The sequence below is a fragment of the Shewanella sp. POL2 genome, assembly GCF_000282755.1.
Classification (GTDB): Bacteria; Pseudomonadota; Gammaproteobacteria; order Enterobacterales; family Shewanellaceae; genus Shewanella; species Shewanella xiamenensis.
Genome location: NZ_AKZL01000005.1, coordinates 87,361 through 95,263 on the forward strand (window position 1 = coordinate 87,361; position 7,903 = coordinate 95,263).

Here is a 7,903-nt window from a genome sequence, read left to right on the forward strand (position 1 = left end):
TCGCCTCATCTTATCCCTGTGTTTGGGCATCTAATCTATTGGTATATCAGTCATTCATGGCTCGCTTGCAACGTTGACTTAAATGTATGCACGCATTTTAAGACTGATAACCCATCAATTTTGCGCGGCTATTTTTACACGACTAGCGCCGCAATAAAACCACCGCGCTTGCTTTTACAAGGTGACAGCCTTGCAACGCACTCACCTTTACAACTCGCTAGCAAAAATAATAGGCTATAAAAAACAAAAGTCAGCCTAAGTGTCCCTAGGCTGACTTTTTTAACACACTCAATATTAAGAAAAATCTTCTAAATAAGTGTAACCTTTTAGGCCCACTTGTAATTCTTCTAAAATTTGTGCGCGTTCATCCTCAACAATATGCTGGTTGACTAACTCTTCGTAAGTCCGCATAAAGTCAACGGCATCTAAGTTAACATAGCGTAATACGTCAGCGACTGTGTCACCGGCAAGTACCGATTCAATATTGGTCATACCATTTTCTTCAATGCTGACAACGGCTGAGTTAGTGTCGCCAAACAAGTTGTGCATATCCCCTAAAATCTCTTGATATGCCCCCACCATAAAGAAGCCGATCAAATAAGGGCTTTCAGCACTCCACGCTGGTACTGGTAGCGTAGTTTCAATCCCTTGGCCATCTACATATTGATCCACAATACCGTCGGAGTCACAGGTAATGTCCAGCATCACAGCGCGACGCTCTGGCGCTTTGTCTAAACCAGACAATGGCAGCACAGGGAACACCTGATCGATACCCCAAGCATCCGGTAAGGATTGGAATAATGAGAAGTTAACGAAGAACTTATCGGCTAACTTTTCGTTTAACTCATCAATAATCGGTCTGTGGTAACGGTTTTTGGTACTTAACAAACCTTGAACTTCGTGACATACACGTAGGTTAGCCTGCTCAGCCCACGCACGTTCTGCCAAGCTTAATTGACCCAAGGCAAACAGCGATTGCGCTTCTTGCAGGTCACTTTGGCTATCATGATAAATCTCAATCAAGGCACGTTGATCGGCACGGCCACTCAGCTCAGTCCAAGATTGCCACATATTGTGCAGCAGCTGCGGCGATTCTTCCGCTGGCGGCTGGATATCTTCAACCTGATAAGCTTCTGTGCCAATCACATCGGTGATCAGTACCGCATGGTGCGCCGTTAAGTGACGGCCAGATTCTGAAATAATACGTGGCATAGGTTGCTCGTATTCATTACAGATATCGGTAAGCACATTAACGATGTTGTTCGCGTACTCGCTTAAACCATAGTTCATTGAGTTATTACTTTGGCTACGTGTGCCGTCGTAATCCACCGCTAAACCACCGCCGACGTCGAAGCAATTGATGCTGGCACCTAACTCACGTAATTCACAGTAGAAACGTGCCGCTTCGCTCACACCTTGACGAATATCGCGGATGTTGGCAATTTGCGAACCTAAGTGAAAGTGCAATAATTGCAGCGAATCCAACATATCGCTTTGTTTTAACTGGTCAACTACAGTCAAAATCTGCGCCGCAGATAAACCAAACTTAGACTTTTCGCCACCGCTGGCTTGCCACTTGCCTTTTCCTTGGAATGCAAGGCGAGCACGTAACCCTAAGCGAGGTTTCACCCCTAAACGCTCAGACTCGGCTAGTACCATCTTAAGCTCAGACAGTTTTTCTAAAACGATATAGACCTTATGGCCTAACTTTTCACCAATTAAGGCTAAACGAATGTATTCGTTATCTTTGTAACCGTTACATACGATCACTGAACTGGCTTTTTGCGCCATGGCAAGTACGGCCATTAATTCAGGCTTACTGCCGGCTTCTAGGCCTAATTGTGGAACTTCTTTTGATGCTTGGCTCGCAAGGATCTCTTCTACCACAGTTTTTTGTTGGTTTACTTTAATGGGGTAAACCAGCAAATAGTCCGCCTGATACTCATATTTTTGTATCGCTTGGTCGAATGCTTGGCACAAACTGTTCACTCTGTGGTGCAGAATTTGCGGGAAACGAACTAATACAGGTAAAGCGACCCCTGCTTTAACCATGTCTTTTGCTAGCTCATTTAAGCCAATCTTGTGATCAGGATTCTTAGGATCCGGCGACACTGTCACCTCACCTTGGTCGCTGATCCCATAAAACCCTTGGCTCCAGTGGGTAACGTTGTACCCAGCACGAGCAGCATCAATAGACCAATCATTCATTTTTATTTAGCCCGTCTATAAAAAAATGGGTTAAACGGCCACTGCAACATTGCAAGACCGCCCGTTCGACAAACCCAGGTAAACCATATAGTTACCTGACATACAGTTAGGATGAATTCACCCTAATTTGTGCAGCAAAATCAACCCAGCTTAGGCGAAATTGATGCGATTTCCCTTAACGCAACCGGGATTAACCCGATACTCTTTTACCTTGGCGATAACAAGATGGTGTTTATATCCCCCTTTATCGCCATAGGTCTTTCACCCAATGGCATTAACCATAACGCGCTTTGAGGTTAAAAAACACTCAAAACCTTAAGCTAAAGCGTTGCGTCTCCGCTCAATATGACTCTCTCTAAAAACGAGGTGCCGATTAAGTGGATAAACAATAGGTAACACTAAGGATAAACATTAGGTATTAAGCGGCAAGGCATCACCAAGCACACCTAACACTAGGTGAGATTATTGTAACAGGGGACTGTTGGCTTCTTCGCGGCCAGAGTTGATACGGATTAACGTGAGATGTTTAAGGCTAGTATCGTCATAGGGAACAACGATTGAGCGCTGGCATTGAGATGCTTTTAGGCAAAGAGCAAAAAATGGATGCTTGTGCATTAGCTAAACAATTCCTCTTAACCCCATGTAACCATTATAAATTGTACGTTACACGGTGAATGACCTGTGAACCATAAAATCATTACAACTCACGTAATATTTGTCATGTCTGTAACGAGCGAAGTCGTTAAACGGCGCAATTAAACCGCGCAATGTCACAGAATGCAAGCAAGAATCTCATTTAATATTTTTCATTAAAATATAATAAACACCACATTAACAGAATGGCTAGTGAAAAGTAGATTTATCTATTTTAAATTAATAGGTTAATCATCAACCTTACTCTACGTGCGTTCAATATTTTTTAATAGCCAATCAAGATAAATTGATAACATTTGCTCACATCAGCAATATTGTTTTATCTCAGCGCGGCTGTTCATTTTCGACTATCGACGCAAAAGCCGATCTGGAAGCTGCTGTTTACGGATAAAGCGGTTATAATCACCGCCGAATGACATCCTTAGATAGAGAGCTCCATGGTACAGATAGGAAAAACCTGCAAACTTGAGGTAGTAAAACAAGTCAGTTTTGGTGTGTATTTAAATGCCCACGAATTTGGCCAAGTGTTACTGCCCAACAAAGCCACCCCAAAAGACTGCCAAGTCGGTGACTGGCTAGAGGTATTTTTATATCTGGACTCCGAAGATATTGTCATTGCCACGACCCGCAAACCTTTGGCACAAGTAGGAGAATTTGCCTACTTAAAAGCCGTGGCCACTGGGCCTTTTGGCGCATTTTTAGATTGGGGATTAGATAAAGATCTGTTACTACCTTTTGGTGAACAGCATAAACCGATTGAAGAAGGTCGCTCGTACCTTGTTTATGTGCACGTTAACCGAGCTGATGAGCGTATTGTTGCGTCATCAAAAATCGATAAATTCCTCGATAAAACTCCCGCCCAGTATGAAGTAGGTCAACAAGTTGACTTATTTATCGGTGGCACCACAGATTTAGGCTACAAAGCCATTATTAACCATGCCCATTGGGGCGTGATTTATCAAAACGAAGTGTTCCAAAAACTGCGTTTTGGTCAAAGGCTAAAAGGCTTTATCAAACAAGTGCGCCGTGATGGCAAAATTGATTTGGTATTGCAGCAAGGCAGTAAGCAAGAGCTTGATAAAAATGCGCACATTATCTTAGTAAAACTCAAGCAAGCGGGCGGATTCTTACCCCTAACGGATAAAACCGATGCCGAAGTGATTTACGAACAACTCGGTATGAGTAAAAAAGCCTTTAAAAAGAGTATCGGTGGCCTGTTTAAAGCCAGTAAGTTAAGCATCGACGATGATGGTTTACGCCTAACTGAAGCTGACTGATTGGGCTGAATAGTCAACCTCACACGGGACTGAACACTCTCTTGTAGTAAGGTTCGTGGTTTATTGTCCAAATAGTCTGCCTAAACACTCAGTTTACCGACAAGCGCTAGGATCTTAAGCATGGCTCTGTTATAACAAAGTCATGCTTTTTCTTTGGAGCTTATATGGAACTCACGTTACACGAAGCCAGAGTTATCGGTTGTCTACTTGAAAAAGAAGTCACCACCCCAGAGCAATACCCTCTTTCACTCAATGCCCTGACCCTCGCCTGTAATCAAAAAACCAGCCGCGAACCTGTATTAGAACTCACTGAAGCGCAAGTACAAGCCGCCCTTGATTCATTGAATAAAAAGCGCTTAATCAGCGAGCAATCCGGCTTTGGTAGCCGAGTCATCAAATATAAGCACAGATTCTGCAACACCGAATTTAGCGAGTTACAACTTTCCAGCGCGGCGGTAGCCATTATCTGTTTACTGCTGCTTCGCGGCCCACAAACGCCTGGAGAGTTACGCACCCGTAGCAACAGACTGCATGATTTTAAAGACGTGCTCGAAGTGGAAGCCTGCATTAAGCAACTGATTGAGCGGGATAAACCCGTGCTAGCACAGCTGCCGCGGGAGCCTGGTAAACGTGAATGCCGTTATACTGAGCTATTCTCCCAAGGTGCTGAGCAAATTAGCGCAGCGTCATTCACCAATGCCACAAATGCAGATGATCACCCGCTAAACGAGCAGGATAGACAACAACTGGAAGCGAGAGTCACACAGCTTGAAGAGCAAGTGGCAGAACTTAAAGATAAGTTAGAATCGCTTATCGCTTCTTTATCCTAACCGCGCCGCGGACGACTTTCGCAAGTAGTCACTCTTAATGATGACTAAGGTGAGAGTTTGTCCGCTCACTCACTGACGAGACAGCGAATGACACCAAATGCTCCCAGTACATTCAATAACATGCTTTTGATCGCTGGCTTTGAATGTCGAAAATTTCTATTTAACCTTCGCGGGATTATCGCCCTGATTGCCTTTGCATTAGTGTGGGGCATGCTATTGCTCTACCCCATCCAAGGCGCTTCGACCCTATTAATGCAGCCCAATATTAAAGATCTGATCGACGGTCTCTTAGGCAGCCAAGCTCTCAACATGCTGTTTGACTGGCCCGTGGCGGAAATGGCTATCTTCTGGTGCTTTGCGCTGTATCTGTTTCCCATGTTCAGTATTTTGATTGCCGCCGATCAGTTCTCCTCAGACAAATCCCGCGGCACATTGCGCTTCTATACCCTAAGAACCAGCAAAGACAGCCTACTCTTCGGCCGCTTTTTGGGGCAAATCTTGATCCAAGGTCTACTGATCTTATTGACCATCCTTGCCACCATAGCGCTGGCACTTACTCGCGATATCGGCTTGTTATTACCCGCATTAACGTCGGGAGCCTTGGTCGGCATCAACTTGGTTATCGTGATTTTACCCTTTACCGCGGTCATGACTTTATTGTCCCTCTATGCCAACACGGCAAGGCAAGCCATGGTGCTCGCCACCATCTTGTGGACGGTCGTCTCGATTGCACTGCTGATTTTGGGTAATCAATCCAGCTTATTTGAGGGCTTACAATGGCTACTGCCGGGCGCTCAACTGTCGAACATGGTCAACACCAATGGACTCAATAGCTTTGCCTACGCACCAATTCCCCTACTACAAACCGCATTCGCCCTTTTCCTTGGCCGCGTTTATATCCAAAGGAGTCAACTATGATCCTCATTCAATGCCAAGGACTTTCCAAACACTATGGCAGTAAAAAAGCGCTCAATAACGTTAACTTAACCCTCGAATCGGGAGCGCCCATCGCCTTAGTTGGCCCTAACGGTGCAGGTAAAACTACACTGTTTAGCCTGCTCTGTGGTTACCTCACCCCAAGCGCAGGCTCAGTTCGTATTCTGGGAGAAGCGCCCAATAGTCCAGCATTATTAGGGCAAATTGCCGCCCTGCCACAGGATGCGACGCTCGATCCCAATTTAACCATTATTAGCCAGTTAAGCTTCTTTGCGCGTCTTCAAGGGATGGATAGCAAGCAGGCAAATCAAGAAGCCCTGCGGGTGCTGAATTTAGTAGACTTAGCCGAGGTGGCGCAGCAAAAGCCACCGAGCCTAAGCCATGGAATGAGTAAACGTGTGGCGATTGCCCAAGCCCTAATCGGCTCGCCTAAGCTGGTACTGTTAGATGAACCCACAGCAGGACTCGATCCTGCCAATGCGAAGAAAATCCGTGAACTTGTCAGAAGCCTTTCACCCACCACGACCTTTGTGATTAGCTCACATAATTTGGACGAGCTCGAAAAGCTCTGTGACCAAGTGCTGTATCTAGATAAAGGTGAGCTGGGCCAATCCATTTCGATGCGCTCATCCAATAGCGGCAGTGATTATCTCACCCTCACCATGGAACACTGCGACAGTGAAACGCTTATCCAAACAGTAGGTCAAATACCCGGTGTAGTGAATATCACCTCAAAACAAGCCCATGTATTTGTTATCCAATTGGATGACACGGCAAATCGCCATTACGAATTTGAAACCGCCCTGCTCACCCTATTTAAGCAGCAGCATTGGCAATATAAGATGCTGCTGAAAGGGCGCACATTGGAAGAGACGTTATTTTCTTAAGCCCGCGATAAGTCCAACCATTATTCCTACGCTTAGCTCCACCTCTAACAGCGCCCGCAAGGGCGCTTTGTGGCTAATGTTTTGTTTATACACTGCTGAAGCAATGGCATTTATTACACCATGTCAAACATCAAACAGTCGTAAATATCAGTGTTAAAAGGCTTTATCCTTTAACTTCCACTTTAAATCTAAACGCTACAGGCCAACTTAGCCCCTAATGCTGCTTATATGAGGAGTATTTCCGTTTCAAAATAAAGGGTGAGTAATCACCGCTAACCAATAAAGCAGCAGTTAAGCCGCTTTGGCAAACCTAGACTTTCAATCTGATCCCGAGCTTGTTATAAACTCCCCTTTCCTGCTCTTTCGCTGAATTCAGAGGTTTCAATGAACAAAGCACAACTGATCCAACGTATCGCCACTTCGCTTGAACAGTCCCAGGCCAGCACTAAACCTGTTGTCGAACAGATCCTACAACAGATCCATATCGCCTTAAGCGAAGGCGAGAAAGTCTTCCTGCCGCAATTCGGTACCTTCGAGTTACGTTATCATTTACCTAAATCGGGTCGAAACCCGCAAACTGGCGAGACGATGGAGATTGCAGGCTTTAACCAGCCGAGCTTTAAGGCCGCGACAGCGCTAAAACAAGCGATAAATGAGTAGTATTGTGGATGTGTAAAATTGCCTCGTGAAAACCACGGGGCTTTTTTATGGGCAAGGTTAACGATATTACTTCGGCAATGAGCTTTAGAGATAAAACGAAGCCGCCATAGCTGAGTTTAACGTTATTAAGCTCAGTGTGGAGAAATAAGTAGACTATAAGATAGGACTAACGTCTGTAACAAAAGTGGCAAGCGCGAAGCCGTGGCTCTAGAGAATAAGATAGAAACGGCCCTTTAAACCAAATCCAAATAATCAAAGCTGTAGATGCAAAAAAGCCCCGACTAATGTCGAGGCTTATTTACTATTCACTAAGAATAATGGTACCCGAGGCCAGACTTGAACTGGCACGCTGTTACCAGCGAGGGATTTTAAATCCCTTGTGTCTACCGATTCCACCACTCGGGCAAACTCTGAATATCGTCAGCACTGCTGTTGATATTGTTAACTCATT

8 protein-coding genes and 1 tRNA gene are annotated in these 7,903 nt (G+C 45.0%); 6 read left to right on the forward strand and 3 right to left on the reverse strand.

The window, feature by feature from the left end; all coding sequences use genetic code 11:
* Positions 1–294 precede the first annotated feature (294 nt).
* A complete protein-coding gene (speA, locus tag SHEWPOL2_RS02415) occupies positions 295–2,208 on the reverse strand; it encodes a biosynthetic arginine decarboxylase (protein WP_037417405.1) in 1,914 nt (637 codons plus the stop codon).
* Between the two features lie 129 nt (positions 2,209–2,337).
* Between speA and SHEWPOL2_RS22810 the strand changes: the two genes are divergently transcribed.
* Positions 2,338–2,502, forward strand: a complete 165-nt coding sequence (locus tag SHEWPOL2_RS22810) for a hypothetical protein (protein ID WP_157173862.1) — start codon at positions 2,338–2,340, stop codon at positions 2,500–2,502.
* Positions 2,503–2,670: 168 nt separating this feature from the next.
* On the opposite strand, the gene SHEWPOL2_RS22640 is transcribed toward SHEWPOL2_RS22810, so the two are convergent.
* Entirely contained in the window at positions 2,671–2,823 is a 153-nt protein-coding gene (locus tag SHEWPOL2_RS22640; RefSeq protein WP_011071981.1) for a hypothetical protein, read from the reverse strand.
* A gap of 476 nt (positions 2,824–3,299) precedes the next feature.
* Here SHEWPOL2_RS22640 and SHEWPOL2_RS02425 point away from each other — a divergent pair, with 476 nt between their 5' ends.
* From SHEWPOL2_RS02425 to SHEWPOL2_RS02445, 5 genes are all read left to right on the forward strand, one after another.
* On the forward strand, positions 3,300–4,139 hold the full coding sequence (locus SHEWPOL2_RS02425; protein ID WP_037425700.1) for a S1-like domain-containing RNA-binding protein: 840 nt from the start codon (positions 3,300–3,302) through the stop codon (positions 4,137–4,139).
* 164 nt (positions 4,140–4,303) lie between these two features.
* Positions 4,304–4,969, forward strand: coding sequence for a DUF480 domain-containing protein (locus tag SHEWPOL2_RS02430; RefSeq protein ID WP_037425702.1), 666 nt, complete (start codon positions 4,304–4,306; stop codon positions 4,967–4,969).
* An 87-nt stretch (positions 4,970–5,056) separates the two neighbouring features.
* The gene (locus SHEWPOL2_RS02435; protein ID WP_037425704.1) at positions 5,057–5,887 is read left to right on the forward strand and encodes an ABC transporter permease subunit; all 831 of its coding nucleotides are present in this window, start codon (positions 5,057–5,059) and stop codon (positions 5,885–5,887) included.
* On the forward strand, positions 5,884–6,792 hold the full coding sequence (locus tag SHEWPOL2_RS02440) for an ABC transporter ATP-binding protein (protein ID WP_037425707.1): 909 nt from the start codon (positions 5,884–5,886) through the stop codon (positions 6,790–6,792). Before SHEWPOL2_RS02435 ends, SHEWPOL2_RS02440 begins: the two co-directional genes overlap by 4 nt.
* 384 nt (positions 6,793–7,176) lie before the next feature.
* Positions 7,177–7,452, forward strand: a complete 276-nt coding sequence (locus SHEWPOL2_RS02445; protein ID WP_037425710.1) for an HU family DNA-binding protein — start codon at positions 7,177–7,179, stop codon at positions 7,450–7,452.
* A gap of 318 nt (positions 7,453–7,770) precedes the next feature.
* Here the strand turns inward: SHEWPOL2_RS02445 and SHEWPOL2_RS02450 are convergent.
* Positions 7,771–7,857 (reverse strand) — tRNA-Leu (locus SHEWPOL2_RS02450).
* Between the last annotated feature and the right edge of the window lie 46 nt (positions 7,858–7,903).

Coding starts and splice junctions, on each gene's coding strand:
- SHEWPOL2_RS02440 (WP_037425707.1), top strand. CDS start 5,884: ATGATCCTCATTCAATGCCAAGGACTTTCCAAACACTATGGCAGTAAA.
- SHEWPOL2_RS22640 (WP_011071981.1), bottom strand. CDS start 2,823: ATGCACAAGCATCCATTTTTTGCTCTTTGCCTAAAAGCATCTCAATGC.
- SHEWPOL2_RS02445 (WP_037425710.1), top strand. CDS start 7,177: ATGAACAAAGCACAACTGATCCAACGTATCGCCACTTCGCTTGAACAG.
- SHEWPOL2_RS02430 (WP_037425702.1), top strand. CDS start 4,304: ATGGAACTCACGTTACACGAAGCCAGAGTTATCGGTTGTCTACTTGAA.
- speA (WP_037417405.1), bottom strand. CDS start 2,208: ATGAATGATTGGTCTATTGATGCTGCTCGTGCTGGGTACAACGTTACC.
- SHEWPOL2_RS02435 (WP_037425704.1), top strand. CDS start 5,057: ATGACACCAAATGCTCCCAGTACATTCAATAACATGCTTTTGATCGCT.
- SHEWPOL2_RS02425 (WP_037425700.1), top strand. CDS start 3,300: ATGGTACAGATAGGAAAAACCTGCAAACTTGAGGTAGTAAAACAAGTC.